Consider the following 26,146-nt stretch of genomic DNA (forward strand, 5'->3'; position numbering starts at 1 on the left):
CGGATCGTCAGTTTTGTCAAGCAGGTTTATGGACCGTCGAGCTGGGTCTACTCGCTGATCTGGCCAGCCATGACCGAGATCGTTTCCACGTAGACACTGGCCTTGTTCCATTGCTTGAGAACGTTGTAATTGGCAGTGCCCGGGCCCCAGCCCTGGCCGCGGCGCCAGCCTTTCTGGGCAAGATAATTTGCGGTGGAAGCTAGCACATCCGGAATGGAGCGGATCAGGTCCTTGCGGCCGTCGCGATCATAATCGACCGCATAACGGACATAGCTGGTGGCGAGAAACTGGGTCTGGCCGAGTTCGCCGGCCCAGGCACCTTTCATTTCGGCCGGCTGCATGTCACGGCCCTGCACGATCTTGAGTGCGGCGACCAGTTCGGCGGTGAAGAAATCGGACCGGCGGCAATCATAGGCCAGCGTGGCAAGGGATTGCAGGACCGGCATGTTGCCGGAGAAGCTGCCGTAGTTGGTTTCAAGCCCCCAGATCGCCAGAAGTACAGGTGCGGGAACGCCGTATTTCTTTTCGATGCCACGGAAGATGCGGGCGTAGGTCTTGCCGAGCTGCTTGCCACGCCGGATCATCGCGTTGTTGACCCGCTTGGCATAGAACTGGTTGAAGCTGAGCTTGAAGGATTTCTGGTTCCGGTCGAGCGAGACCACCTTCTTGTTGTACTTCACGTTTTTCAACGACGGTTCAACGACCCTTTTCTTGAGGCCGTAGCTTTGGGAATTTGCAATGAACGACTGTTTCCAGGCTTCAAAACCACCCGGTCCATTGCCGCAGCTTGCACTCCAGGCAGAAGGTGCGGACAGAAGAACAAAACCAAAGACGAATGCAGAAAGGAGGCGCATCGAATCCCCGCTGGGCCAATATAGGATGAACGGTATTCTATCCGAAAAAGCGGTAGCGTCATCCGGCAGATACAGGAAAAAGAGGATTGGAGGCGGACAAATCCGGTCTCGTCTTTTCCGGTTGCCGCAAATCAGGGGTCTTGCCGGATGAAGTGGCTGTAAGATGGCGCGCCCGGGCTAAGGGTGCCGGCGCGGTCGAATTCGCTGTCGGCGTTGAAGCTGATCTTCGGCAGCGTTTCGAACCTTGCGATCGTTTCCCGGTGGCCTTCGATCTCGTTTTGAAGTCGCGTTTCCAGGTCTTCCCGTGCCGCACCCTTGTGATAACCGTGAACACCGTGGACGATCCTGGGAACCAGAACATCGAAACCCAGATAGCGCAGTGTGTAGGCGAGTGGCCAAAGCAGCATCTGAATGTCGCCTTCCTTGCCGTTGTGGGCACTTTCGCTCGCCTTGGAGCCGGTCGTGGCACAGAAGAGTACGGGCTTGTTCCTGAAATGGCCGGTATCGAAACGGTTGGAAGTGTCGTGCAGGCCACCGTTGGCCAGCACGCGCTCGCACCAGCCTTTCAAGATGGCAGGTGGGGCGAACCACCAGACCGGAAAATGAAACACGATCCGGTCTGCCTGGCGCAGCTTCTCGACTTCTTCCGTAATGACCGTGGGAAGGTTCCCGGTTTTCGAAGCAGCTTCCTGTGTTTTCAGAACGTCGTAAGGGTCAGTTACGATCTCTTCTGCGTAGTGCGCTGCGCGCTCCGCCGGATCAAAGCCAAGCTGGTAGAGGTCTGACCAAAGCACCTCATCGCCTTCAGCTCGGCACGCGGCTTCGGTTGCGCGCGCCCAGGCAGCATTGAAGGAAGTCTGAGCAGGGTGGGCGAGAACGATGAGGGTGGTGGTCACGCGGTGGGGTCTTCCGGAATGAGCGACAAATCAGGTAACGGGCCACACCCTAAACGGTCTTTTCCGGCCTGGAAATGAGAACGGGCACGATGCTCGGGGAGCGAGACATCGTGCCCGTCATCAGCCGGGCCGGCGACGCTTCTAGAACGCGTCGCCGGATTCGGCCGGGGGACTGAGAAAGGTTTGGGATCAGAAGGGGAGCAGGATATCCAGCACCTGGTTGCCGACCCGTGGCTGCTGGACATCGGTAATCTGGCCGCGGCCACCATATCCGATCCGCGCTTCGGCGATCTGCTCGCTGGCGATGCGGTTATCCGACGTAATGTCTTCAGGTCTGACGATACCGGCGACGATCAGCTCGCGGACTTCGAAGTTCACACGAACTTCCTGACGGCCTTCGATTACCATGTTGCCGTTCGGCAGAACCTGGGTCACCACGGCGGCGACGGTGGTCTGCAGGACTTCGTTGCGGTCAACGCTGCCGTCGCCGGAGAAGCTGGAGTTGCTGTTGACGTTGGCAAGGTCGCTGGCGGCAGAACTTGCCGGCAGGAAGATGGTGTCGATTGCCGTTCCGAGTGCGCCACCAACATCGGCACCGCTGGACTCAGACCGGCTCCGCTCGGTCTTGTTGTCGATCTCGGCCTGGTCGTCGATGGTGACGACGACAGTCAGGATGTCACCGACCTGACTGGCGCGCTGGTCCTTGAAGAAGGCGCGGCTGCCGGACTGCCACAGCGAATTCGGATTGTAATGAGCCTGCTGCGGTTCCGGCATGGGCATCTGCACCGGCCGGTAGCCCGGAGTGGTGGTCGGATCCTGAATGGCGTTCAGGGCTGGCTGCTGGCCAACATTTGCGAGTTTGTCGGCAGTGCCGCAACCCGCAGCGAGGGCGGAAAGGGCGATGCTTGCCAGCAGGTGTCTGGGAAAGGTGCTCAGCATTTAGTTTTTCTCGCTGTTCAAGCTTGCAACAATCGGATTGGCGGCGTGAACGCGTACTTGGCCGCGGGAGGTAATCGTCGCCGGCACGATGCGCCGCGACTGCAGGTTCATGACGTCGATCACGTCGCCCTTGGCGCCGGTATCCATGGCCTGGGCCCGTGAAGTCAGCTTCATGCCCGGCATGACATAGGTGACGGTGATCTTCTCACCGCGTTCGATCAGGATCGGGCGCTGGACGTCATTGCGCGACAGGGGCGAATTCGCACGCAAGGTGGTGCGGGCTTGCTTGCCGACAATGTCTTCCATTTCGGTGAGGGCACCTGCCGGTACCTTGGTGCGGGCTTCGCGAATGATGTTCAGGTCTTCTTCACGAACAATGTCGCCCCGGCGCACGGGCTGCACCAGAACCAGCACATCGACCATCTCCGTCGCAACGCCGGTCAGGGTCAGAGGCTCGGTTCCGAACTCGACCGCGACGGCTGCGTGGATGGTGAAGCGGCCGTTCGACTGGGACCATTCTACCCTGTCGATGCGGATCGGATCGTGTACCTTGGGATCGGCGAGAACCTGATCGGGCGCTTGCAGCAAGCGGATATCCAGGCGCTCGGGATCAATGCCGGCATTGCGGTCTGCCAGAGCCTTGCGGGCAAGGCCGGCAAGCTGGTCCCGGTTCAGCCTTGTTGCCCCGCGAAAGACGACGACGGTTCGCAGGCCATCGGTGCCTGCCGTCTCGAGGCCGGCTGCGCGAGCGCGTTCGGCAACGACATCCGCGGGCACATTGCCGGAGGTTCCCATATCCGGTGAACGGAACAGCGGCTTGGATGCCAGCAGCCCGGCATTGGAATAGAAGTCGCCTACCGTCACGATGTCCGACAGGGTCATGACCTGCGACCGGAGCACGGGTTTTTCGTCCGCCAGGGCAGGCAGGGAAAGCAAGCCCGCCAGCAGCAACCCGACTTTCAGCAGATGTCTCTTCATCGTCTCAAGCCTCGGTCTTAGCGGAGGTTCGTGGTGGTGGAATACATCTCGTCGGCTGCCTGGATGATCTGTGAGTTCATCTCATAGGCGCGCTGTGCGGAAATCAGGTCGGCGATTTCCGTGACTGCATCCACGTTGGCCATTTCAAGAAAATACTGCTGCACCGTGCCGTAGCTCTCGTCGCCCGGATTGCTGGTATCGGGTGCGCCGCTGGCGTCTGTTTCCAGGTAGAGGTTGTCGCCAATGGCTTCGAGACCAGCCTTGTTGACGAAACGGGCAAGCTGGATCTGGCCGAGCTGAACAGTATTGCCGCCCTGGTCGACACCCTGAACGACACCGGTGTTGGAAATCGTGACGTCCTTGACCGTTTGCGGAATGGTGATGCCCGGATTGACGGAATAGCCGTCGATGGTCACCAGCTGCCCGTTAGCATCGCGCTCGAAGGAACCGTCACGGGTATAGGCCGTCGTTCCGTCCGGCATGTCGATCTGGAAAAAGCCTTCGCCGCGGATGGCCAGATCCAGTTCCTTGCCGGTCTGCTCGAGAGAGCCCTGGGACATGATGCGGCCGGTGGCTGCGATCTTTACGCCGGAACCGATCTGGATACCAGTGGGGACGATGGTGCCGGAATCCGATGTTTCCGTGCCCATGCGACGCAGGTTCTGGTAGAGCAGGTCCTGAAAGTCGGCCCGCTGCTTCTTGAAGCCTGTCGTGCGCATGTTGGCGACGTTGTTCGAAATGACTTCGACGTTCAGTTCCTGGGCCTTCATGCCAGTTGCGGCGATATGAAGTGCTTTCATGGTAGTGATCCCTTAAAGGCGCTTAGGCCTGAATCTTGCCGAGAGTGGAGATCGCCTGCCGGCGCAACTCATCCAGGTCTTTCACGATCTTGGAAGTGGAGTCGTAAGCGCGCGTCACTTCGATGAGGCGCGTGACTTCCGTGATGCCGTAGACGTTGGAGCCTTCGACGGCGCCCTGCACCATGCGGACTTCCTGGGCCGGTATCGGGTTATCAGCCTTGAACATCGTGTTGCCGATCTTCTCCATCGTCCGAACGTCTTCGAAGTCGACGACCTTGATGCGGCCGCGAATGCCCAGACGGGTTGAGATCGTGCCGTCCTGGGCAATCTCGACGCGGCCATCCTGATCGTTGAAGGAGATCGGACCCTGGTCGGTCATGACAGGGCTGCCGTCTGCCGAGATCAGCTGGCCGGTCGAGTCGAGCCGAAACGCGCCGCTGCGCGTATAGGCTTCGGTACCGTCCGGCATCTGGACCGCGAAAAAACCATCACTGTTGAGGGACAGGTCGAATTCGTTACCCGTCATCTTGATCGGGCCATGCGTGAAGTCGGTCCGTGTCGTGAACATGTCGACATAGGAAATGGCGCGGTCCTGCGGCTCAAAAGCCGAGCCGTCTGCCACCGGCATGACGTATTCCGAAAAATGCAGATTCTGCGACTTGAACCCGGACGTATTGATGTTCGCCATGTTGTTGGCGATCACATCCAGATGGTTCCGCAGGATCGATTGCCTTGATAAGGCAACTAGTTGAGCGTTCTCCATAGTGAACGGTTCCCTTCGTGCTCCCCGAGTAAGCCGGCCGATCTCCCCAGATCCGCTGGCTCGTTAAGGTTAATGCACGAGGCGTGCCAGTTTTTAAATCCTTGGGAAATCTGGGTAAAAATCAAAAGGGGCGGGTGCACGCGGCAAGAGATTCCGGCAGAAGTTAACCACTTGGCAATTTTTGCCCGGTGACTCGCGTTAATGGCTCGGTAACCATTCGTTAACCATTAACTCTTTAGTAATAAATAAGCGCGCGCGAGCGCTTGCAGATCGGAGTGCGGAATGACAGACGAAAACGCCGCAGCCGGAGAAGACGGCGAGGATGGAGCTGAAGCTGGTGGCGGTGGCCGCAAGAAGAAGCTTATCCTGTTCGGCGGCATCGGTCTGGTGGTTCTGCTCGCCGCAGGTGGGGCGGCCTATTATTTCCTGATGGGATCGAGTGCACCGGCACCGGTTCCCGGAGAGACGGAAGCGCCGCAGGAAGTGCAAAAACCGGTGGTCTTCTATGACCTTCCGGAAATGACGGTGAATTTGGCGACGGAAGGGCGCACGACCTATCTGAAGGTCAGGATTGCCCTGGAAGTCGAGAACCGTACGATGATCGATCAGATCCAGCCGTATCTGCCGCGCATCCTGGATGCGTTTCAGATCTATCTGCGCGAGCTTCGCCCTGCGGACCTGGAAGGGTCTGCCGGTTTGTTCCGCCTGAAGGAAGAATTGCTCAGACGGATCAATCTGTCGGTTTATCCGGCGAAAGTTGAAGGGGTGCTGTTCAAGGAAATCCTTGTCCAGTGACTTTGTGAATGGCTGATATCGACGACGATGACGACCTGTCCGAAGAGGACATGGCCGATGCCTGGGGCGCCGCTCTTGCAGAGCAGGGTGCCGGCAGCGACGACGACGAAGATCTCGCCGCGGCGTGGGGTGCTGCTCTAGAGGAGCAGGGCGCCGGCAGTTCCGACGATATGGCGGCCCAGTGGGCAGCCATGATCGACGACAGCGAACCGGACCTTGAAAATGCCACGCGCGGTGCTGACCGTGTCCTGAACCAGGAAGAAATCGACAACCTCCTCGGCTTCAACATCGAGGACACGATTGCTGGTGACCAGAGCGGCATCCGCGCGCTGATCAACTCGGCAATGGTATCCTACGAGCGTCTGCCGATGCTCGAAATCGTGTTCGACCGTCTTGTGCGTCTGACGACCACGTCCTTGCGCAACTTCACGTCCGACAACGTGGAAGTGTCGCTCGATTCCATCAGCTCGGTTCGTTTCGGCGACTATCTGAATTCCATCCCGCTGCCGGCCATTCTCGGTGTCTTCAAGGCCGAGGAATGGGACGGGTTTGGTCTGATCACCGTTGAATCCAGCCTGATCTATTCGATTATCGACGTGCTTCTTGGTGGAGGTCGGGGGACATCGGCCGTGCGCGTCGAGGGCCGGCCCTACACCACGATCGAGACCGGTCTGGTCCAGCAGATGGTGGCGCTGATCCTTCAGGATGCCGAGCACGCCTTCGCGCCGCTTTCTCCGGTCCATTTCAACTTGGAACGTCTTGAGACGAACCCGCGCTTTGCCGCGATTTCCCGGCCCGCAAACGCCGCCATTCTCGTCGAGCTCAGAATCGACATGGAAGACCGGGGCGGGTCCGTCGAAATCATGATGCCCTATGCAACGCTGGAGCCGATCCGCGATCTGCTTCTGCAGATGTTCATGGGGGAAAAATTCGGCCGGGATCCGATCTGGGAAGGCCATTTGGCGACCGAAATTCATGCCGCGGAAGTCGAGGTCGATGCGGTTCTTTACGAGACCTATCTGCCGCTCGGACGGGTGCTCAGTCTCGATGTCGGCCAGACGCTTGTCTTCGACAAGGAACCGACCGATCCGGTGATGATCAAATGCGGCAACATTCCACTGACCGAGGGAACGCTCGGCAAGGTGGAGGATTCCATTGCCATCCGTGTCGCAAAGAATTTGCGCAAGCCAAAAATGACGCTGGCCGCCTTCGAGCGCGCCATGCAAAGCGAAATGGGGGACCAATGAGCACTTTGCCACTCGGAATGATCATTGAAGGACTGGTCGCGGTTCTTCTGGTGATTACCATCGGCTACTGCTTCACGCTGAACCGCCGTCTGCAGCGCTTGCGGGCCGACGAAGAGGTACTGCGTGCGACCATTTCGGAGCTCATGACGGCCACGGAAATTGCCGAGCGTGCCATCCTCGGTCTGAAGACGACCGCGGCAGAGGCTGACAAGACACTTGGCAGCCGTCTTAAGCAAGCGGAAACCATGTCTCACACTCTTGCCGAACAAGTGGGCGAAGGTGAGATAGTATTCACGCGGATTTCGCAGATTGCGGAGGCGGCCCGTTCGGCTGCGCCGCAGCGCGAGGCGGTGACGAGGAGCGATCCTTATGCGGCTCAGCCGCAACCGGAACCGCAGCAATACGCGCAACAGGCTGCAGGCTATGGCCAGGCAGCTCCGGCCGTGGAGCCGGAGCGCCGCAGGAGCAGCCGGGCTTCCGATATTCGCAGTGCTGCGGCGGAAGCAACTGCGCGGCTGGAACAATTCCGTAAACGGAACGGTGCTGCTGCATGAACTTGAGACTGCTGCCTTTGTTGGGTGTTTCGGCAAGCGCTCTGCTGGCCCTGAAGCTGCTTGGCTTCGCGCTGGGCCCGCAAAGCGGCAACCTGCCCATCAATGGCGCAGTCGCACAGGAAACGCCGGGGGCTGACGGCGGTGACATGGCTGACCCAACGGCTGAAATGGCCGCGGATGGTCCGCCGCCACCACCGCCGCCGGGGGGAGGGCTGCCCGACCAGCCGGCCCTGCCGGACAGTCTTGAAATCGGTGGTTCGGCCGCGGAGCGCGCTGTTCTGGAAAGTCTTGGCAGACGGCGCGAGTCTCTGCAGGAGCATGAAGGCCAGCTGGACCTGCGTGAAAAGCTTCTGCAGGCCACCGAAGAGCGCATTCAAAAGCGCGTTGATGAACTGAAGAAGCTCGAAGAGCGCATCGAGGCAGCTGTCGGACAGAAGCAGGAGCAGGAAGAAAACGAAATTGCCGGCCTCGTGACCATGTACGAAAGCATGAAGCCGAAAGATGCCGCCCGGATCTTCGATCGCTTGAGCCTGCCGGTCCTTTTGAAGGTGGTGCGCCAGATGAAACCTCGAAAGATGGCAGATATCCTCGGGAAAATGGATCCTGAAGCGGCCGAGCGCATGACAGTGGCAATCGCGAACGCCTCTCCGTTACCCTCAGCGGACACAAAACCGGTGCAGGCACAGGCGCAAGCGCCGGAGGCCTTGCCGAAAATTCCGTCAAACTGACCGGAAAGACCGGATTTCGGCGTATCGCGTAAGGGCACGTTAACAAGACCTGACTAACAATAGTGTGTTGGCGTCATCCGAGGACAGAACATCTTGCCAGGACCGTTCCTGACATCCCAGACCGGCGGAACTCCCGCGTTTTCGGACAGGGTGCGAACTTTCGCGCGCCTGCTGGTTTCGTTCTGGCTTGTTCTGGCCTGCGTCACGGGTGCCGCCCTGGCCCAATCCGACAATCTGGAACCGGTTGATCTGACCGTTTCTCCGGGGGAGGGTTATGGCCGTATCGTCCTGACGTTCAAGGACCGCACGCTGCTTCCGATCTATGATGCGGTCATCACAGGCGGGGTCCTGCGGATTTCATTTGAAGATCCGATCGACATCAACGTTGACGATGTTCCACTGGACCTGGGCGACTACGTGACCATCGCCCGGCGAGATCCGGACGGAAGTGCCATCCGCTTTGCACTGAAGAACCAGTTCCAGATCAATACTCTGGAAGCCGGCGAAAAGCTGTTTGTCGATATCCTGCCGATGGACTGGCAGGGCTTGCCGCCTGGACTTCCCGACGATGTCGTGCGTGATCTTGCAAAGCGTGCCGAAGAGGCGATGCGCAAGGTTCGCGCCCTCGAACAGGCGCGACTCAAGGCTCAGGAAGGGCCGGAGGTGACGCTGCATGTGGGGGAGCATCCGACATTCACCCGTCTGGTGTTTGACTGGTCTATCAAGTTCGACACCGCTTTCGTGCGCGAAAACGACATCATCAAGGTGACGTTCAACCATCCGGCACAGCTGGACATTGCCCACCTGCGCGCGCATCTGCCCCAAGGGGTGATCGACGCGACCTCCTTCCTGGACCAGGGCAAGCTGAAATTCCTTATGCGCGTCGAGCCGTCGGTCGACATTCGGGCGTTCCGGGAGGAGCAGACCTACGTTATCGACGTGACGCCGGAAAACATGGAAGTGAATGATCCGGCAAATGCGCTGATCAACAAGGAACTGTCCGTCGAGGACAACGAAAACCGCAAGGACATGATTACCGCGCCGGGCCTGCGCGACACGCGTGAGGTCAAGAACCCGCGCGGGAATCCGACGTCCGGCGGGAGCACGGTGAGCGGAGGCGGGGTCCTGAAGGAATCCAAGGCCGATGAATCGCCGGCCTATACGATTGTTCCGCTGGGAGGCGGCAAGACGGATGAGGGGGCCGAGGCACCGCAAGTGCCCCAGCCGTCAGCCGTTGAAAATTCTGATCAGTCCGCCGCACTGTCGGCCGAGCCCGATCCGGAAGCCGGTCGTGCGAACGCTCCTGCCGAAACTCAGCTTGCCATGGTCCCGCGCATCAAACCGTTGGTTGGGGAAGAAGCGCTGCGAGGGCCAGGGAGCGGGACCGAGATCGCTGACGCTGGTGTTAACGTCACTCCGACCGCCCTGGCGGTCGAAACGCTTCCTGCGCCAGAGCTTGCTGCCGCTGTCCTGCCGATTTCGGCTGATGGCGCAGCTGAATTGCTGACGACAGCGGCCATTCCCGCGGCCGAAGCAACAAGCGGGAACGACGCCGTTGCTCCGTCCAACGCTGGTCTGGTAACCGTTGCCCAGGCTGAGCCCGGTGCTTTGCCGTTGAACGAAGTGCTGCCGGAGGATGAAGAAATCGTCCGGGAAGCGCCGATGCTGGACTTGTCCACGCAGCAGATCGGCGACCAGCAGCAGGAAGCCGCGCCCGAAAACAACGGCATTCCGACACTGCAGCAGGTCGACACAATCAACCGGGGTAGCCAGCCGAATGCGCCGTATGGCGCAACGCCAGTGCAGATCCTGAACACGCCGACGCTTGGTAGCGGCGACGTTCCAGCCGGGATCCAGCTTCCCGGCACGCAGCAATCAGCACCGGAGACCTGGCGCGCCAACGGCGGCCAGGATTTGAACCAAGGGCGTCCCTCACCGGAGCAGCCGCCGGAAAACTTCGCTGAGGAAGTGCGCAACTTCGTTTCTGCTGAAGCCCGGCGCATCGGGAACACGGTCCGCGTTGTGTTCCCGTTCTCCGAGCCGGTTTCCAGCGCGGTGTTCCGGCGCAACGACAGCATCTGGCTGATCTTCGATACCGATGCCACGATCGACACTCGGGGGATGGTCTCGGCGCTGGCCGAAACGGCGGAAACTATCGAGGTTCAGCAGTTCGACGATTACCAGATCCTGCGGATGGACATGACCGATCCTGTACTGGCGACGGTGGGTGTTGACGGCAATGCCTGGTCGCTCGTTATCGGCGACCTGATCCTGGAACCCTCCATTCCGCTGCAACTGGAACGGACTGTGCGAGGCGATGGCGGCTCCGTGCTGCGAGTGCTTTATCAGGATCCGCAGAACATTCGTCAGATTACCGACCCGTTCGTTGGCGACACGATATCTCTTGTCACCGGCTTCGGTCCGCCACGCGGTCTGTTGAAGCCTCAGACGTTTGTCGATCTGGACGCCCTGAGTTCCGCGCAGGGCATTGCCGTCGTGCCGAAGTCTGACGGCTTGAAGATGAAGATCCTTGGAGATGACGTGATCATCGAAAAGGAAGGCGGTCTTGCGCTTTCCAGCCAGCATCTGCGAGGCGGATCCGGATCGAGCCAGACAATCGTCGATCCGGAAGACAGCAACTTCATCGAGTTCGTTTCCCTGAGCACCGAAGGTCCGGGGGCTTACCGCACCCGCCTGCTGGAGCTGCAGGACAAGCTGGCGAAGTCGCCGACAGGCAAGCGCCGCAAGCCCTTGATGGCTTTGTCGCGGTTCTATCTGGCGCATCAGTTTGCGCAGGAAGCGCTGGGGCTGATGAAGCTTGCGCTGGAAGAAGAACCGGCACTTGCCGAAGACAGTTCCTTTAACCTGATGATGGGGGCGGCCCAGACCCTGGCCAACCGGCCCGACGCGGCCTATGCGCATCTGAACCGACCAGACCTGAAGAACAGTCCAGATGCTGCTGTCTGGCAGACGATTGTTGATGTGAAACTGGGTAACTGGACGTCCGCCCGTATTGCCATGCCGCGCGGACGTGCCGTGGTCGGCAACTACCCGGAAGCCATCCAGACAGAATTCAAGCTCGCCGCCGCACAGGCCATGGTCGAGGTCAATGATTTCGGTGTTGCCAACAGCGTGCTGGCCGAGATCGAACCCGCCGAAGTGACGCGGACGCAGGCTGCCCGTTACGATATCCTGCGTGGCCGCGTTGCCGATGCCTCCGGCCGGTCGCAGGAAGCCTTGACCGTGTTCGATCTCGTGACCAGGTCCGACGACCGGCCGCGGGCGGCCGAAGCGGAATACCGCGCGCTCCGGATCCGTTACCGGGATGGCGAACTCAACATGGAGCAGGCCATCGATCAGCTTGCCGGGCTGGCAACGTCCTGGCGTGGTGATGAAATCGAATTGAAGACATTGAGGTTCCTGGCACAGCTCTATGCCGAGCAGGGCCAGTACCGCGAAGCGTTCGAAGCCATGAAATCGGCCGTTCAGGCTGAACCCGATGCGGATACCACGCGGCTGCTGCAGGAAGAGATGAATGGCCTCTTCAACGCGTTGTTCCTGGACGGCAAGGCGGACGAGATGCAGCCGGTGAAGGCGCTGGCACTCTTTTATGATTTCCGCGAACTTGTGCCGATCGGTCGTCAGGGAGACGAGATGGTCCGCCTTCTGGCCAAGAGACTGGTGGAAGTCGACTTGCTGGACCAGGCAACCGAGTTGCTGCGCCATCAGGTTGACAACCGCTTGAAAGGTGCAGCGCGGGCACAGATTGCAGCGGATCTTGCGGCGATCTACCTGATGGATCGCAAGGCTGAAGAAGCACTGCGGGTGCTCAACCGGACACGGCAGGCGAGCCTTCCGTCGACCCTGGAGCGTCAGCGCAACATCGTTGAAGCCCGTGCCCTGACCGAAAGCGGGCGCCCGGATCTTGCGCTGGAACTGGTTCGCAACATGCGCGGTTCGGATGTCGATCGGTTGCGGGCAGATACATTCTGGGCAGCCGAAAGCTGGCGGGATGCGGGTGAGCAGCTGGAAGCGATGCATGGCTCGCGCTGGTCCGACAACATTCCGCTAGATGATCTTGAACGCCGCGACATCCTGCGGGCGGCCATCGCCTATTCGCTGGCGGGCGACCAGCTCAGCCTGGAACGCCTGCAGACAAAGTACATGTCCAAGATGTCCGACAGCCCCGAGGCAATGTCCTTTGAGGTCGTGACCCGGCCGATCGAGGCGCAGGGTGTCGAGTTCCTCGAAGTCGCCAACAGGCTTGCCGATGTCGATTCACTGGAAACCTTCCTGAAAGAATACCGGCGTCAGTACATGTCTCCCGATCGCAGCCCGGATCAGTCTGCCGCTGCACCCGTCACCGAAGAAAACGCCGGCTGAAGCTGACGCTGTGTGAAAGTTGTCCGGTTGCAGGGGGACTTGCGCACCGGTGCCAACTCCTGTTCAGTTGCGGTCGTTCACCCTTCCACACGTGTCGCGATCCGCTGCACGTTCTCACAAAGAACCTGATTATGCGGCCTCATGGCCCCACCTTTCCGCTTTGCAGCGGTGGATGTGTCTGTTCGTTGGCTTTGGAACACCGGAAAAAGGAACTCCTTCATGTCCTTGAAAATCGTCCGGCGTCTTATCCCGGAATGGGGCACGACCTATGGTCCTGCAGGCGAGGGACCCTTTCCTGCCGTCATGGTGTTTCATGGCTCAGAGGGGGCATGGTCAGGCTGGAGCCATCGAAATGCGGTTCTCCTGGCAGCACATGGTTATCTGGCCTTTCCTTTCGGCTATTCGAAGGGGGGCAATGCCTGGAATGCCGGCAGCATTGAAAACGTGTCACTGGACAGAAGTCTGGAAGCCTTCCGGGCGCTGCGTGCATTTGAGGCCGTTGGTGAAAAGGCGGCATTCTACGGCGTGTCGCGGGGGGCTGAACATGCCCTTTTGCTGACAGCCCTGATGGCGGAAGAAGGTCTTGACGGCCTGCCTGACGCGGTGGCTGTGCACAGTCCGCCAGACGTTGTGTGCGGGGCGTTCGACAGCAAGGCTTACCGCGACGCTGGAGATCCAGGCTGGCAGCCATGGGACCCCGGTGAGCGGGCATGGTCCTGGCGCGGGTCTTCCGAGAACCTTCTTCCTACGAAACAGATCGAAATAGAACGCTATGACGGACCGGTTTTCCTGAGTCACGGGTCGGCCGACCGGGTCTGGTCAGTGGACATGACAAAGCGTCTGGAAGCGCGGCTTCTTGCCCATGGCCGGAAGCCGGAGGTTCATATCTACGAAGGCCAGGACCATATCACGACCAGTGCTGCAGAAAATCTGCATCACGAGAACCTGCTGACATTTCTGGACAGAAATCTTCTGGCATCATGACATTGCCGAGGGCGGTGTGCTGACCACGCACTCGTGTCAGGTGACTGCCTTCAGAAGCGACTGTGACGGCGGCTGACCAGGGTTCTTATGCGGTTTCTTGAGTTCGGACTTGTAGCGCATGACGAGTTCGGGAATGGACCGCGTGCTTCGGTCCAGCCACTCGCAGCGTGCTTTCAGGAAGTCGCGATAGGTCTTTTCATGGATGCCGGTCTGCAGCATCAGGCGCATGATCGCACCATCCGCATCGGATTTCAGCGTGTCGGAAACAACCTCGTCGGCGAGGTTGATCTTGCGGCTGATCAGCCAGATGGCCGCATCAAGGCGGCCTTCTTCGAACAGAGTTCGCAGAATTGCATCGAAGGACAACTCGCCGTTGGCAATCTGGATGCTGGCTTCGTGGCGCGAATAGGTGATGCCATCGAGGTCGATGCTGCCGTCGTGTCGCTCTTCGATGGTCTTCGCCAGGCGCTGCAGTTCGCCGGTTTCCAGTGCCTTCTTGAGAGGAGGCGGGATCAGCGGACAGTTGGTCTCCAGAATGTCCATCTGGGTTTGGAGAAACTCTTCGTCTTCCAGTGCACGCCTTGCAATGCCGGCGAGCACGTCTGCTTCCGTGTTTGCAAAGATCAGCAGGGCGAGTGTGCCTCGGACGGAAAAGGGCGCTGCCATATTATGGAGGAGCTCGTGGACCACATCCCGGCTGGCCCGCGCAATCATCGTGTCGGTCATCTCTTCGGAAAGATCAGGTCTCTTTGCCGTTGACTTGCGCTTGTCATTGCCGCCGTTCTTGGCGATCTGCATGAGACCGTTCTGGCTGATCATCGGCGAGCATTCGATCACCGGTTCCGACAGTTCGTAATCTTCCTGGGCGAGCCGGTCCGCAAGGTCGGGGATGATGCGGTCGGTTTTTGCAAGGCGTACGACAAGTTCGTAGCGTGCAGCGCGGTCCAGCTGGTCGAAAACCGAGAGAACAATTCGCGAAAACAGTTCCCGCTCCATCTCCGTCGGCTCGTGGTCTTCCGACCGCGCATATTCGCCGACGAGCGTGCGGATGAGTTTTGATCTCGCCTCTGGTTCTTTGATCCGGGCGAGCTGTTCTAATTGTTCTCTTAACACTGTCCTGCCGCTATTAACGAAGGGGCACAATTCGGGCCCGCACGGCTGTAACTATTACAGTCCTATCTTAATTTTCTTCTACTTTTAACGACTTGGCCGGGTGTTTCAGCCGCCGCCGAAGCTCTTGACCAGCGAGCCCGCCACCAGGTTCCAGCCATCGACAAGTACGAAGAAGATCAGCTTGAACGGAAGAGAGATTACCACCGGCGGCAACATCATCATACCCATGGACATCAAGACGGATGCAATCACGAGGTCGATGATGAGAAACGGCAGGTAGAGCAGGAAGCCGATTTCGAAAGCACGCCGCAGTTCGGAGATCATGAAAGCGGGAATGAGCGTGGCCATGGAAAGGTCTTCCGGGCCTTCCGGTGCTTCTTCTCTGCCGGAGAGTTCCTCGAACAGGGCGAGGTCCTTTTCGCGGACCTGGGACAGCATGAACGTCCGGAACGGATCGGAGGCACGCTCGAAGGCCTGCTCGAATTCTATGTCCCCGTCGATGAGCGGTTGAACGCCGGCATCATAGGAGGCCTGCAAGGTAGGCATCATGATGAAGGCCGACAGGAACAGTGCAAGGCTGACCATCACCATGTTGGGCGGGGCCGTCTGCAGGCCGATGGCAGACCGCAAGAGCGACAGCACCACCACGATACGGGTGAAGCTGGTCACCATGACGAGAATGGAAGGCGCCAGCGACAGGATGGTCAGAAGGACAACCATCTGGACGGCGCGTTCCGTCAAGGTGGTATCATCGCCAAAACCGACCGAGATTTCCTGCGCAGCAGCCGGTCCGGCCAGAACCGCGAGCAATGCGGTCAGCAAAAGCATCAGACGGATCAGACCGCCAGGCCGCAGGAGCGATTGCAAGCGCATCATCCGTTTGACTGTCCACCCAGTTCGTCCAGGATCTTCGCCATTTCTTCCTCGATGGGATTTCTGTCGCCCAAACCGGCGGAAGGCCTGACAGGCGCCTTGACCGGTGGCGCAGAGCTCGTCACGGGACCGCTGGTTACCGGGGCAGGGGCTGATACCGATGCCACAGCAGACGGCGCGACCGTTGCAGTAGCGCTTGCGGTTTCTTCCTGCGCCTCTTCAGCCTCGTCGGCAGATGCCTCGTCAGCTGGCATTTCCGCTGCGGAAGACGCTTCGGGCTTGTCCTGAGCCGGGGTGGACGCTTCCGGCACGTCTTCCAGGAGATCGCCGATATCCAGCGAGAGTTCCCTGGAAGGGGCGGCTTCTGCGACCGACTGCGTTTCGGCTGTGGCGCCTTCCTCTTCCAAGGAAGCCGCTGTCCGGGCTTCATCATCCGCCGTGACGTCGGCAGGTTCGATTGCTTCAGTCACTTCGGGCTCTGAAACATCGCTTGAAGAGTGTTGTGCATCGGCCATCTGGACGTTTTCGTCCGCCGTGTCCGCCATCGCCTGGCCAAGGTCGGCGGGCTGGTCCGGTTTCGGCATGCTTTCTTCCGCCGGAGCTTCCTGCGCAGGGGCTTGTTGAGCTGTGGATGCTGCGGTCAAGGTTGCGGCAACGAGCACCGGCTCCACCTTGTGCTCCGGCAGAACCTGCTCAACCGGCTTCAAGAGAGCGGTTTTGGCCCGTGCCGCCGGTCCGGAAGCGGGCGGGGAGATCGTTCCGCCATAGGAAGGCCGATCACGGGCCGTGAAGGGGCGTGCCAGGGACTTCAATGTGGAAGCTGTCTTGCTTTCCTGCGGCGCAGAGGGAGCCGGAACGGCAGGACGCACTTCCGGCGCTTTTACGGGTGCTGTTGCAGGTTCACTTGCCTGCATCTCAGCTTCCAGGGCAGCAGCAATGTCGACCTTGCCTTCGTCGGTGCTTCGCGGAGGCGAAACTTCCGGTGTAGCAGGCGCGGGAGCGGCTGGTTTAGTGGCGGCCCGGTTGAAGCCGTTCTGAGTGGCGGCACGTAGCAGATCGCTCGCGCGGCCCAGTCCTCCACCGCTTTCCGGCTTGTCGGGGGTGGTCTTGGGTGGCGTTGCCTGTTGGGCCGGGGGCGTCGGGGCGTGTACGGTTGCCGGGGCACTCTCGGCCGCACGCGTGGCGGTAAGCCGGGAGGGAGTGGGTTCCGAATAATTGCGTTGCTGTGCAGCCGAACTCACACTGGGGGCTGCCGGCGTGGCAACCGGGGTGGCTGCTGCCTGATACGAAGGTGAGGCCGGTGCGGATGGCTGTGCCACCGGAGCGGCAGGTTGCGGTGCCGGGGCGACCTGCTGTGGCGCCGGTGGAGATGGCTGCGCTAGAGGTGCGGCAGACGGAACTGGCGTACGTGCCTGGACTGCGGGTGCTGCGACTTCCTGTTCTTCGAGGAAGTCGTCAGGCCGGGCCGGGATCTCCGGTCCGGGGGCGACTGCGGCCTTGACCGGCATCGGCATGTTCGAAGGAGACGGTTGCCCGGGCCGGGCCTGGGCCAGCGGGGTGTTGCGAACGATATTCTGTTCCACCACAACGTCGCTCGGGCCGCCGACCAGGATGAGATGCTCGATGTTGTCCCGGCGAATGAGCAGCAGCCGGCGGCGAGCGTCGACAGAAGCACTGTCCATGATGGCAATCCGGGGCTGCCGGTTGCGGCTTTGCGGAGCACTTGCTCCCATCAGGCGCTTCAGAATGAAAATAAACAGTCCGAACAGCAGCAGCACGACGGCCAAAGCCAGTATGACTGCAATAGCCTGCGTGATGCCCCCGCTCACGTTGAATGTGGTCTCAATCCAGTTATACATCTTACCCTCGTGCCGCCCCGCTTGCGGTTTGATCGCGTGTGCCGGTTACTCCGGTTTTTTGCCTCAATTGGGGAGGTTTGCCTTTATCCCCAGTAATTCCGGCGGTTGAGCCTGTGCAGGCTCCTGTCTCGCAAACCTCTCGGCTTTTTTGTTTTTCCCCGTTGCGGCGGGAATGTTTTGCCCCGTCGGTACCGGTTCAGCCGCTTGCTGATCTGCTTCGAATCTTTCTAGGACTTAAAGTTAACAGAGGCAGGCAAATTTTGCCTGTTGGCGGCGCCTCTCTTTTTGCGAAATGCAAAGGAAAGTTGCCTCCTCCACTGGTTTTTGAAGGGTTTGGGCCGGAAGAGGTAAATGGCTGTTAACTTTTCATTAACCATTTGAGCGGCAATCATTGCCGGGTTGGTTAACGAATGGTGAATCGGAATGGCCATAACGGATCTGCCGCTGTTCCAGGCATTGAAATCCAAGATGCAGTGGCACCAGACGAGACAGAGCGTGCTGGCGCAGAACATCGCCAACGCGGATACGCCCGGATACATGGCGCGGGACGTGAAGGAATATACCTTCAAGGATCACATCGGGCGGCAGTCACTGAACCTGGCGACGACGACGACGGTGGCCGGGCACATTCCCGGGAAGCTGGGAAATACCGGTTCGGCCAAGATCGAGGAAGACGACACCTTCGAAGTCACGCCGAGCGGTAACAGCGTCAATCTGGAAGAGCAGATGATGCACATCACCGAGAACCAGATGGATTACCAGGCTGCGACAACGCTTTACACCAAGGGGCTCGGTCTGATCCGGACCGCGCTTTCCAAGAGTGTATGAGGCAAGGCAGCACAAGCTAGAGGACCGATAACATGGACCTGATCAAATCCCTGTTCATCTCGGCAAGCGGGTTGAGAGCTCAGAACGGGCGCATGCGCATCATCGCGGAGAACATCGCGAATGCGAACTCCACTGCCAAGACGCCTGAAGAACTGCCGTACCGGCGCAAGATCCCGACCTTCAAGAGCCATTTCGACAGGGAAATGGGCGCTGATATGGTCGAGCTGGGTAAGATAGCGGAAGACAACACGGACTTCCGTTCGGTGCACATGCCCGGGCACCCGGCAGCCGATGCCAACGGTTACGTGCTGCAGCCCAACGTAAACACGCTGATCGAAACGACGGACATGCGCGAAGCGCAGCGATCCTATGAAGCCAATCTGAACGTCATCGATTCCACGCGGCGGATGCTGCAGCGGACCATCGATATCCTGCGCGCCTGAGCGGCAGTCCTAATCCGGGAAGGGAGCCTTAGTCATGTCTACTCCGTCGATCGCAAATAATGCCTACCAGATGGCCGCCAAGCTGCAGCAGCAGGCGCGTGCGATCGAGGACAAGGCGGGCGCTCCCGAAGCTGCCGGTCTCGATTTTACCAAGCTGGTGGAAGAGGCTGTCGGCGGTGTCGTCGACAAGGGCCGTGTCGCAGATGACAAGGCTGTGGGCCTTGTCGAGGGCAAGGCTGACGTGGTCGACGTTGTCACCGCGATCGCCGAAACGGAAGTTGCTCTTGAAACGATGGTCGCCGTTCGCGATCGAGTGATTTCCGCCTATGAGGAAATCATGCGGATGCCGATCTGATCCGATGCGGCAAGGGGGCCTTTGATGACCGCTGGTGAAGTTCTCGATCTCGCCCGTGAAGGCGTTTGGACCATGATCCTGGTGGCCGGACCGGTCATGGTCATCGGTCTGTTGGTGGGTGTCGTCATCGCCTTGTTCCAGGCTCTGACGCAAATCCAGGAAATGACGCTGGTTTTCGTTCCCAAGATCCTCGCGATCTTCGTGACGATCCTGATTGCGCTGCCCTTCATGAGCCAGGTTTTGGAGGCCTTCATGGGCAGGGTTGCCGAAATGATCCTGACCACCGGTTAGGACGTGGACCTTCATGACCATCCAGCTCGATTATCTGCCGAACATCGCAGCCATCTTCATGCTGATGTTCGCACGTATGGGCACGATGGTCATGTTGCTGCCGGCTCTGGGCGAAAGCACGATCCCGACACGGTTTCGGCTGACCATTGCCCTGGCGTTGACGATTGTTCTCTATCCCGTCGGTTCGCAGTATTACCCTGCCGACCTGACGTCCAATACCTATCGCATGATTGCGCTCCTGTTCGGAGAGCTGGCCATCGGCTTCGGCATCGGCCTGTGCGCCAAGATGATCACGTCCGTCTTGCAGATCGCCGGCATGATCATGGCCAACCAGTCCGGCCTTGCCTTCGCGCTTGGGACGGATTTCGCCAACCAGGGCCAGCAGGGGGCGCTGTTCGGCAACTTCCTGTCCATTCTCGGTATTACGCTGGTCTTCGTCAGCGACAGCCACTTCCTGGTGATCGCGGCGCTCCACGACAGTTTCACGATCTTTCCGCCTGGCCTTGCTCCGCCGGTCGGCGACTTTTCACAGAACGCGACGGAAACCGTTGCGCATGTGTTTTCCATCGCGGTGCGCATGAGCGCGCCTTTTCTGGTTGTCGGTCTGGTTTTCTATTTCGGCCTCGGCCTGCTCAACAAGCTGATGCCGCAGATGCAGATCTTCTTTATCGCCATGCCCGTGAATATCGCGATCGGGCTGTTCCTGCTCATGGTGCTGATCGCAACCCTGATGATGTTCTATCTGGATCATTTTCAGGAATCGCTCGGCAAGTTCATCGTGGGGTAGCGCTGCGCTATGGCTGACGATACCGACGACTCGGAAAAAACAGAGGACCCCACGCACAAGCGCCTGAAAGAGGCGCATGACAAGGGGGACGTACCGAAATCTCAGGAAGTCAGCACCTGGTTCACACTGGCCGGTGCGACGCTGATGATTGCCATTTTTGCGCCCAGCACCGCCGTGTCGCTGGGCGAGTTGATGAAGGGCTACATGGAGCATGCCCACCAGATTGCGGTGGACGGCTACGCACTGAAAGCTCTGTGGCGGGACACGGGGCAGTCGGTGGCTCTTATCGTCGGCATTCCGTTGCTGGCGCTGGTGATCATGGCTGTGGCGGGCAATCTCGTCCAGCACCAGCCACTGCTGACCGCGGAAACGATCAAGCCGAAATTCTCGAAGGTTTCACCGGCCTCCGGTTTCAAGCGGCTGTTTTCCGCCGACAGTCTGGTGAACTTTGCCAAGGGAATGGTGAAGATCGCCGTTGTCGGCGCCATCATGGTGGCGGTGATGTGGCCGCACCGCGACGAAGCGGAAGTTATGGTGTTCGCCGATACGAACATCATCCTGGAGGAGGCACGAATCCTGATCCTGCAGCTTCTGGCTGCCGTGCTGGCTGTGATGACGGTGGTTGCCGCGGCCGACTTCATCTACCAGCGCAACAAATGGTTCAACAAGCAGAAGATGTCCCTGCGCGAGGTCAAGGAAGAATACAAACAGACCGAAGGTGATCCGCAGGTCAAGGGCAAGATCCGCCAGCTGCGCATGGAGCGGTCGCGCAAGCGCATGATGGCGGCGGTGCCGCAGGCCACAGTGGTCGTGACCAACCCGACGCACTATGCTGTGGCGTTGAAGTATGAAGAAGGCATGGGAGCACCGCTCTGCCTTGCGAAAGGTACCGATGCGGTCGCGCTCAAAATTCGTGAGCTCGCCAAGGAAAGCGATATTCCGGTCGTCGAAAATCCGCCTCTGGCCCGCGCACTTTATGCGACAGTCGAGATCGACCAGGAAGTTCCGGAAGAACACTACAAGGCTGTTGCCGAAGTCATCGGCTTCGTCTTCCGCATGCGCAAGCGCGCATCCTGGCGTGCCAACTAAGTTGCTCTCAAGGATAGCGGACTGAAAAAGTCCGCGGCAAACAGGTGAATTTCAACAGGACTTGGTCGCATATCAGTTGAAATCGGCTATTAAGCACAGAATGCTTATGTACGGCCCCTTCAAGAACCGAATCGGGCCCGGGAGACAGGATTGATGAGTGACATGGACGGGACGCCGAGCGGGCCGATGATCAGCCGCCCGGAACGTTCCGGTAATATAGGCCTTCTCATAGGCCTCGCACTGCTGCTCGTCGGCGCTGCTGCTGCCTTTGCGGTCATGGATCGCGAAGTGGCGCAGCCGTTTATTCTTGCGCTGCTCGGTATCCTGGCCGTCGTCGGCGTTTTCTGCCTGTTTGCCGGAGCCATAGGCTTTCTGCGCCTGTCAGCCCGCCCTGGCGAAGCCAATCCGCTTGCCTCCGCTTTTGTCGACACCCTTGAAGACGGAGCGCTCATTACCGATCTGGACGGCCGGCTTGTTTATGCCAACAAGGCCTATGCAGATCTGACCGGCGCTGAAACCGCTGCCGACATCCGTGTGGTCGAGCGTGTGTTTTCCTCCGATCCGGATGCCGCCGACGCCATTTTCCGCCTGTCCCAGGCCATGCGCGACAGCCGCAGGGCGCAAGAAGAGATTCGCATGCCGTTCCCGCTCGGCAGGGCCGACGGCGCGGCGCGCTGGTATCGGGTGTCGATCCGCCCGTTGCAGGTGTCCAAGGAACGCGGCGGCGGCAAGCCCATGGCGGTCTGGCAGCTGGCCGATATCACCCGCGACCGGGCCGAACAGGAAAACTCGTTTCAGGAACTGCAGCGCGTCATCAATTTCCTGGATCACGCGCCGGCCGGTTTCTTCTCCTGTGATGCGGAAGGCCGCATCGTCTATCTCAACGCCACTCTGGCCGACTGGCTTGGCTACGATCTTGCCCAGTTCGACGCGGGCGACCTCGATCTTTCGAGCATCGTGCGCGGTGACGGCACCGAGCTGATCCGCTCGATCAAGGGTCAGGCGGGCGAGGTCAAGAGCGAAACCTTTGATCTCGACTTCGTCACCCGCAACGGACGCGGCCTGCCGGTGCGACTGCTCCACCGTGTGCCTTTCGGTGAAAACGGCCAGCCGGGTGACAGCCGCACACTGGTTCTCAACAGGTCTCGCGGTGAGGAAGCCTCCGAGGCACTTCGGGCGGCGGAAGTCCGCTTTGCCCGTTTCTTCAACAACACGCCGATCGCCATTGCCTCGCTCGACAAGGAAGGCCGGGTCCTGAGAACCAACGCGCCGTTCCTGAAGCTGTTCGGTGCGGTCGACACGGATGACGAATCTCCCAAGCTGGAGGCTTATGTGGCCGAGAGCGGACGGCAGGAACTGGCGAAATCTCTCCAGGCTGCTGCCAACGGGATCGGCGAGATTGCGCCGATAGACATTCCCCTGGTCGAGGGCAATGACCCGCGTTCCGCAACCTTCTACGTTTCCGCAGTGCAGGAAGGTGAGGGTGACGGCGAGGCCGCCATCGTCTACGCGCTTGAAACCACCCAGCAGCGAGCCCTGGAAGCCCAGTTCGCCCAGAGCCAGAAGATGCAGGCCATCGGCCAGCTGGCCGGGGGTGTCGCGCATGACTTCAACAACGTCCTGACTGCGATCATCGGCTTCTCGGATCTGCTTCTGGCAAGCCACAGGCCGACCGATCCGTCCTTCCAGGACATCATGAACATCAAGCAGAACGCCAACCGTGCAGCCGGCCTCGTGCGGCAGCTTCTGGCCTTCTCGCGTCGTCAGACGCTGCGTCCGCAGCAACTGGAGCTGAACGACGTTCTGGCAGATCTCTCCATCCTGCTCGACCGCCTGCTGGGCGAGAAGGTGGAACTGAAGGTGATCCACGGCCGGGACCTGTGGCCGGTGATGGCCGACCTGAACCAGCTGGAGCAGGTGATCGTCAACCTGGCGGTAAACGCGGGCGATGCAATGTCCGACGGTGGCCGTCTGACTATCCGTACGCGCAACGTCAACGAAGCCGAAAGCACACAGTTCGACAACATCCGCGGCATGCCACCGGGCGAATACACCCTTGTCGAGGTGGACGACACGGGCCACGGCATTCCGCCCGACGTGATGGAGAAGATCTTCGATCCGTTCTTCTCCACCAAGGAAGTCGGCAAGGGAACGGGCCTTGGCCTGTCGACGGTTTACGGCATCGTCAAACAGACCGGCGGTTTCATTTTCTGTACCTCCGAAGTCGATGTCGGCACGACGTTCCGTCTGTTCCTGCCACGCCACATTCCGAAGGTCGTGGAGAAGAAAAAGCCGGAGCCGAAGGAAGTCGAGCCGGAAAAAGTCAAGGATCTGACCGGTTCTGCATCGATCCTGCTGGTGGAAGACGAGGAGGCCGTGCGTGCCTTTGGCGCCCGTGCCCTCGCGTCGCGCGGCTACACCGTCTACGAGGCGGGCTCGGGCAACGAGGCGCTGGAGGTCATGGAAGAGACAGACGGCAAGATCGATCTCGTGGTCTCCGATGTGGTCATGCCGGAAATGGACGGGCCGACGCTTCTGGTCGAGCTGCGCAAGACCCGTCCGGACCTCAAGATCATCTTCGTGTCCGGTTATGCCGAGGACGCCTTCGAGGAAAACCTGCCACCGGGCGAACAGTTCTTCTTCCTGCCCAAGCCTTTCACGCTGAAGCAGCTTGCGACGACTGTGAAGGATGTCTTGAACGGATAGGCCGACCTGGTCCAGACTTGCCTCAACACCATCCGTTTGAGGCAAGAGGTCCATGCAGCTTCCAGATTTCATCCGAAAGTTTCCCGCTCTCGATGTTCCCTTTCCCGAGGACGTTGTCAGATCCTACGCAGTGCGCTCGGACGCCGGACTGGTCGTTTTTTTCGATTTCGTGAAGGACATGGTCCTGCCGCCGCATTCGCATCTGGCGCAGTGGGGCACTGTCCTGAGCGGCGAGATCGAATTCACCATCGCTGGTGAAACAAGGATGATGGGTCCGGGCGCTATCTACGATATTCCCAGTGGGGCGGAGCACAGTGCGATCATCAAGGCCGGAACCAAGGTGATCGATGTCTTCGAGGAGCCTGACCGCTATCCGGTCAAGGGATAGCACTTCATACAGGCTCTGGTCGCTACCGCCTGCCACTGTGTTGCACCGGTTCAGGTCTGACGGCATTCGGGTAAGGAATGCAGTTACCCTTCCATCCCGAATGCGTTAGAGGAAGGTCACGACAGGCTGTCTGCGACGAAAAGGGCTGACACGTTGACCGCACATCATGCACCTGGTGAAGGCGCTCCGGGCAAGGATGGAACAGCTTTCGACCAGGAAGCATCCTGGCGGCGGCTGATGTCCGTCTTTGGCAGCATTGGTCTGCTGTCTTTCGGTGGTCCGGCCGCACAGATCGCGCTGATGCACCGCAAGCTGGTTGATGAGACCGGCTGGCTTTCGGAAAAAAGCTACGTCAACGCTCTCGGGTTCTGCATGTTGCTGCCGGGTCCGGAAGCCATGCAACTGGCGACGTACTGTGGCTGGAAACTGCGCGGCGTTGCCGGTGGCTTGCTGGCGGGCCTTCTGTTTGTCGTTCCCGGTGCACTCGCAATTTTCGCACTTGCCGCGGTTTACGGAACCTTCGGCAATGTGCCGCTGGTCAGTCAGCTGTTTCTGGGCATCAAGGCAGCCGTCCTGATCGTGGTTCTGGAGGCGTTGCTGCGCCTCTCCAAACGGGCACTCACCATCAGGCGGCAATGGGTCATTGCAGCTCTGGCCTTTGTCGGAATTTTCTTTCTGGCCCTGCCGTTCCCGCTGATTGTTCTGGCCGCCGGGCTTTACGGTGCTGCGTTCAGCACGACGCAGACTGAAAGCCACGGTGAGCCTGGTGTTGCGATTGGCAGGCCAATTGCGAAAACGCTCCGCACGGTGTTTCTCTGGGCCTTCATCTGGCTCGCGCCGCTGGCGCTGCTGGATCTGGCCGGCGACGTGCCCTTGCTGGCGGATATCGGCTGGTTCTTTTCAAAGCTCGCTGTCGTCACCTTTGGCGGCGCCTATGCGGTGCTTGCCTATATGGCCCAGGACGTCGTCGCCATTCACGGCTGGCTGAGCGCCGGTGAAATGATGGACGGGCTGGGTCTGGCGGAAACAACGCCGGGGCCGCTCATTCTGGTGACCCAGTTCGTCGGCTTTCTGGCGGCCTTTCACGAAGGTGGGCTTCTGCTTGGTCTCGCAGGGGGGCTGGTTGCGCTCTGGGCGACCTTTGCTCCCTGTTTTCTCTGGATCTTTGCCGGGGCGCCTTACATCGAATGGATCTCGGCGCAGCCGAGGCTCAAGTCGGCACTTTCGGCCATCGTAGCGGCGGTGGTCGGCGTCGTGCTCAATCTGTCGGTCTGGTTCGCGCTGCATGTTTTCTTCGAAGAGGTCACGGCGACAAAGTGGGGTGTCGTGACACTCTGGATCCCGGACCTTGCAAGCCTAGACTGGCGCGTGCCGGTCCTCGCGGCCCTGTGTGGCCTGTTGCTCCTGCGATTTCACATGGGGCTGATCTGGGTGCTGCTGACGGCGGCACTTGGCGGGGTGCTGCTGTCACAAGTGGGATGAGGGGGCGCGTG

The 26,146-nt window shown here is 59.8% G+C and carries 24 protein-coding genes; 15 read left to right on the forward strand and 9 right to left on the reverse strand.

Features of this window, described 5'->3' with window-relative positions:
* Nucleotides 1–47: 47 nt before the first annotated feature.
* The 6 genes from ACP90_RS10345 to flgF all read right to left on the reverse strand — a co-directional run bounded on the left by ACP90_RS10345 (nt 48) and on the right by flgF (nt 5,230).
* Complete coding sequence (locus ACP90_RS10345) at nt 48–854, reverse strand: lytic murein transglycosylase (protein ID WP_062488268.1); 807 nt, start codon at nt 852–854, stop codon at nt 48–50.
* A 131-nt stretch (nt 855–985) separates the two neighbouring features.
* The gene (locus ACP90_RS10350; RefSeq protein WP_062488269.1) at nt 986–1,750 is read right to left on the reverse strand and encodes an NAD(P)H-dependent oxidoreductase; all 765 of its coding nucleotides are present in this window, start codon (nt 1,748–1,750) and stop codon (nt 986–988) included.
* A 189-nt stretch (nt 1,751–1,939) separates the two neighbouring features.
* A complete protein-coding gene (gene flgH, locus ACP90_RS10355) occupies nt 1,940–2,689 on the reverse strand; it encodes a flagellar basal body L-ring protein FlgH (RefSeq protein WP_023000707.1) in 750 nt (249 codons plus the stop codon).
* The gene (gene flgA / locus ACP90_RS10360) at nt 2,690–3,667 is read right to left on the reverse strand and encodes a flagellar basal body P-ring formation chaperone FlgA (protein ID WP_062488270.1); all 978 of its coding nucleotides are present in this window, start codon (nt 3,665–3,667) and stop codon (nt 2,690–2,692) included. It lies immediately after the preceding gene.
* Between the two features lie 17 nt (nt 3,668–3,684).
* Nucleotides 3,685–4,467, reverse strand: coding sequence for a flagellar basal-body rod protein FlgG (flgG, locus tag ACP90_RS10365; RefSeq protein WP_023000709.1), 783 nt, complete (start codon nt 4,465–4,467; stop codon nt 3,685–3,687).
* 22 nt (nt 4,468–4,489) lie between these two features.
* Entirely contained in the window at nt 4,490–5,230 is a 741-nt protein-coding gene (flgF, locus tag ACP90_RS10370; RefSeq protein ID WP_062488271.1) for a flagellar basal-body rod protein FlgF, read from the reverse strand.
* Nucleotides 5,231–5,512: 282 nt separating this feature from the next.
* Between flgF and ACP90_RS10375 the strand changes: the two genes are divergently transcribed.
* The 6 genes from ACP90_RS10375 to ACP90_RS10400 all read left to right on the forward strand — a co-directional run bounded on the left by ACP90_RS10375 (nt 5,513) and on the right by ACP90_RS10400 (nt 13,921).
* Complete coding sequence (locus tag ACP90_RS10375; RefSeq protein WP_062488272.1) at nt 5,513–6,025, forward strand: flagellar basal body-associated FliL family protein; 513 nt, start codon at nt 5,513–5,515, stop codon at nt 6,023–6,025.
* A 50-nt stretch (nt 6,026–6,075) separates the two neighbouring features.
* Nucleotides 6,076–7,272 carry a flagellar motor switch protein FliM gene (fliM, locus tag ACP90_RS10380; protein ID WP_228148138.1) on the forward strand — a complete coding sequence of 399 codons (1,197 nt, stop codon included), beginning with the start codon at nt 6,076–6,078 and terminating at the stop codon, nt 7,270–7,272.
* On the forward strand, nt 7,269–7,826 hold the full coding sequence (locus ACP90_RS10385; RefSeq protein WP_031269186.1) for a DUF6468 domain-containing protein: 558 nt from the start codon (nt 7,269–7,271) through the stop codon (nt 7,824–7,826). The genes fliM and ACP90_RS10385 overlap by 4 nt, the downstream gene beginning before the upstream one ends.
* Nucleotides 7,823–8,554, forward strand: a complete 732-nt coding sequence (locus ACP90_RS10390) for a hypothetical protein (protein ID WP_023000714.1) — start codon at nt 7,823–7,825, stop codon at nt 8,552–8,554. The genes ACP90_RS10385 and ACP90_RS10390 overlap by 4 nt, the downstream gene beginning before the upstream one ends.
* Before the next feature lie 93 nt (nt 8,555–8,647).
* Entirely contained in the window at nt 8,648–12,937 is a 4,290-nt protein-coding gene (locus tag ACP90_RS10395; protein ID WP_208993497.1) for a tetratricopeptide repeat protein, read from the forward strand.
* Nucleotides 12,938–13,156: 219 nt separating this feature from the next.
* Nucleotides 13,157–13,921, forward strand: a complete 765-nt coding sequence (locus tag ACP90_RS10400) for an alpha/beta hydrolase (RefSeq protein WP_062488275.1) — start codon at nt 13,157–13,159, stop codon at nt 13,919–13,921.
* A 36-nt stretch (nt 13,922–13,957) separates the two neighbouring features.
* On the opposite strand, the gene ACP90_RS10405 is transcribed toward ACP90_RS10400, so the two are convergent.
* The 3 genes from ACP90_RS10405 to ACP90_RS28530 all read right to left on the reverse strand — a co-directional run bounded on the left by ACP90_RS10405 (nt 13,958) and on the right by ACP90_RS28530 (nt 17,766).
* Entirely contained in the window at nt 13,958–14,917 is a 960-nt protein-coding gene (locus ACP90_RS10405) for a DUF2336 domain-containing protein (RefSeq protein ID WP_208993498.1), read from the reverse strand.
* A gap of 222 nt (nt 14,918–15,139) precedes the next feature.
* A complete protein-coding gene (fliP, locus tag ACP90_RS10410) occupies nt 15,140–15,862 on the reverse strand; it encodes a flagellar type III secretion system pore protein FliP (RefSeq protein WP_055656672.1) in 723 nt (240 codons plus the stop codon).
* 44 nt (nt 15,863–15,906) lie between these two features.
* The gene (locus tag ACP90_RS28530) at nt 15,907–17,766 is read right to left on the reverse strand and encodes a flagellar biosynthetic protein FliO (RefSeq protein WP_082809721.1); all 1,860 of its coding nucleotides are present in this window, start codon (nt 17,764–17,766) and stop codon (nt 15,907–15,909) included.
* Between the two features lie 423 nt (nt 17,767–18,189).
* Here ACP90_RS28530 and flgB point away from each other — a divergent pair, with 423 nt between their 5' ends.
* From flgB to chrA, 9 genes are all read left to right on the forward strand, one after another.
* A complete protein-coding gene (gene flgB / locus ACP90_RS10420; RefSeq protein WP_023000722.1) occupies nt 18,190–18,594 on the forward strand; it encodes a flagellar basal body rod protein FlgB in 405 nt (134 codons plus the stop codon).
* Nucleotides 18,595–18,626: 32 nt separating this feature from the next.
* Nucleotides 18,627–19,037: a flagellar basal body rod protein FlgC gene (gene flgC / locus ACP90_RS10425; RefSeq protein ID WP_023000723.1), complete on the forward strand. Its 411-nt coding sequence runs from the start codon at nt 18,627–18,629 to the stop codon at nt 19,035–19,037.
* Between the two features lie 34 nt (nt 19,038–19,071).
* Nucleotides 19,072–19,392 carry a flagellar hook-basal body complex protein FliE gene (locus tag ACP90_RS10430; protein WP_031269190.1) on the forward strand — a complete coding sequence of 107 codons (321 nt, stop codon included), beginning with the start codon at nt 19,072–19,074 and terminating at the stop codon, nt 19,390–19,392.
* A 24-nt stretch (nt 19,393–19,416) separates the two neighbouring features.
* A complete protein-coding gene (fliQ, locus tag ACP90_RS10435; RefSeq protein ID WP_023000725.1) occupies nt 19,417–19,683 on the forward strand; it encodes a flagellar biosynthesis protein FliQ in 267 nt (88 codons plus the stop codon).
* Between the two features lie 13 nt (nt 19,684–19,696).
* Nucleotides 19,697–20,470 (forward strand): flagellar biosynthetic protein FliR, encoded by a 774-nt coding sequence (gene fliR, locus ACP90_RS10440; protein ID WP_023000726.1) that lies wholly within the window; start codon nt 19,697–19,699, stop codon nt 20,468–20,470.
* Nucleotides 20,471–20,479: 9 nt separating this feature from the next.
* Entirely contained in the window at nt 20,480–21,559 is a 1,080-nt protein-coding gene (gene flhB / locus ACP90_RS10445) for a flagellar biosynthesis protein FlhB (protein ID WP_023000727.1), read from the forward strand.
* 153 nt (nt 21,560–21,712) lie between these two features.
* Complete coding sequence (gene cckA / locus ACP90_RS10450) at nt 21,713–24,265, forward strand: cell cycle histidine kinase CckA (RefSeq protein ID WP_023000728.1); 2,553 nt, start codon at nt 21,713–21,715, stop codon at nt 24,263–24,265.
* A gap of 52 nt (nt 24,266–24,317) precedes the next feature.
* A complete protein-coding gene (locus ACP90_RS10455; protein ID WP_062488278.1) occupies nt 24,318–24,653 on the forward strand; it encodes a cupin domain-containing protein in 336 nt (111 codons plus the stop codon).
* Nucleotides 24,654–24,890: 237 nt separating this feature from the next.
* Nucleotides 24,891–26,135 carry a chromate efflux transporter gene (chrA, locus tag ACP90_RS10460; RefSeq protein ID WP_062491514.1) on the forward strand — a complete coding sequence of 415 codons (1,245 nt, stop codon included), beginning with the start codon at nt 24,891–24,893 and terminating at the stop codon, nt 26,133–26,135.
* Nucleotides 26,136–26,146 lie beyond the last annotated feature (11 nt).

It is taken from the genome of Labrenzia sp. CP4 (assembly GCF_001579905.1).
GTDB lineage: Bacteria > Pseudomonadota > Alphaproteobacteria > Rhizobiales > Stappiaceae > Roseibium > Roseibium algicola.

Coding starts and splice junctions, on each gene's coding strand:
- ACP90_RS10345 (WP_062488268.1), bottom strand. CDS start 854: ATGCGCCTCCTTTCTGCATTCGTCTTTGGTTTTGTTCTTCTGTCCGCA.
- flgH (WP_023000707.1), bottom strand. CDS start 2,689: ATGCTGAGCACCTTTCCCAGACACCTGCTGGCAAGCATCGCCCTTTCC.
- flgA (WP_062488270.1), bottom strand. CDS start 3,667: ATGAAGAGACATCTGCTGAAAGTCGGGTTGCTGCTGGCGGGCTTGCTT.
- flgG (WP_023000709.1), bottom strand. CDS start 4,467: ATGAAAGCACTTCATATCGCCGCAACTGGCATGAAGGCCCAGGAACTG.
- flgF (WP_062488271.1), bottom strand. CDS start 5,230: ATGGAGAACGCTCAACTAGTTGCCTTATCAAGGCAATCGATCCTGCGG.
- ACP90_RS10375 (WP_062488272.1), top strand. CDS start 5,513: ATGACAGACGAAAACGCCGCAGCCGGAGAAGACGGCGAGGATGGAGCT.
- fliM (WP_228148138.1), top strand. CDS start 6,076: ATGGCCGATGCCTGGGGCGCCGCTCTTGCAGAGCAGGGTGCCGGCAGC.
- ACP90_RS10385 (WP_031269186.1), top strand. CDS start 7,269: ATGAGCACTTTGCCACTCGGAATGATCATTGAAGGACTGGTCGCGGTT.
- ACP90_RS10390 (WP_023000714.1), top strand. CDS start 7,823: ATGAACTTGAGACTGCTGCCTTTGTTGGGTGTTTCGGCAAGCGCTCTG.
- ACP90_RS10400 (WP_062488275.1), top strand. CDS start 13,157: ATGTCCTTGAAAATCGTCCGGCGTCTTATCCCGGAATGGGGCACGACC.
- ACP90_RS10405 (WP_208993498.1), bottom strand. CDS start 14,917: ATGGAGCGGGAACTGTTTTCGCGAATTGTTCTCTCGGTTTTCGACCAG.
- fliP (WP_055656672.1), bottom strand. CDS start 15,862: ATGCTTTTGCTGACCGCATTGCTCGCGGTTCTGGCCGGACCGGCTGCT.
- ACP90_RS28530 (WP_082809721.1), bottom strand. CDS start 17,766: ATGTATAACTGGATTGAGACCACATTCAACGTGAGCGGGGGCATCACG.
- flgB (WP_023000722.1), top strand. CDS start 18,190: ATGGCCATAACGGATCTGCCGCTGTTCCAGGCATTGAAATCCAAGATG.
- flgC (WP_023000723.1), top strand. CDS start 18,627: ATGGACCTGATCAAATCCCTGTTCATCTCGGCAAGCGGGTTGAGAGCT.
- ACP90_RS10430 (WP_031269190.1), top strand. CDS start 19,072: ATGTCTACTCCGTCGATCGCAAATAATGCCTACCAGATGGCCGCCAAG.
- fliQ (WP_023000725.1), top strand. CDS start 19,417: ATGACCGCTGGTGAAGTTCTCGATCTCGCCCGTGAAGGCGTTTGGACC.
- fliR (WP_023000726.1), top strand. CDS start 19,697: ATGACCATCCAGCTCGATTATCTGCCGAACATCGCAGCCATCTTCATG.
- flhB (WP_023000727.1), top strand. CDS start 20,480: ATGGCTGACGATACCGACGACTCGGAAAAAACAGAGGACCCCACGCAC.
- cckA (WP_023000728.1), top strand. CDS start 21,713: ATGAGTGACATGGACGGGACGCCGAGCGGGCCGATGATCAGCCGCCCG.
- ACP90_RS10455 (WP_062488278.1), top strand. CDS start 24,318: ATGCAGCTTCCAGATTTCATCCGAAAGTTTCCCGCTCTCGATGTTCCC.
- chrA (WP_062491514.1), top strand. CDS start 24,891: ATGTCCGTCTTTGGCAGCATTGGTCTGCTGTCTTTCGGTGGTCCGGCC.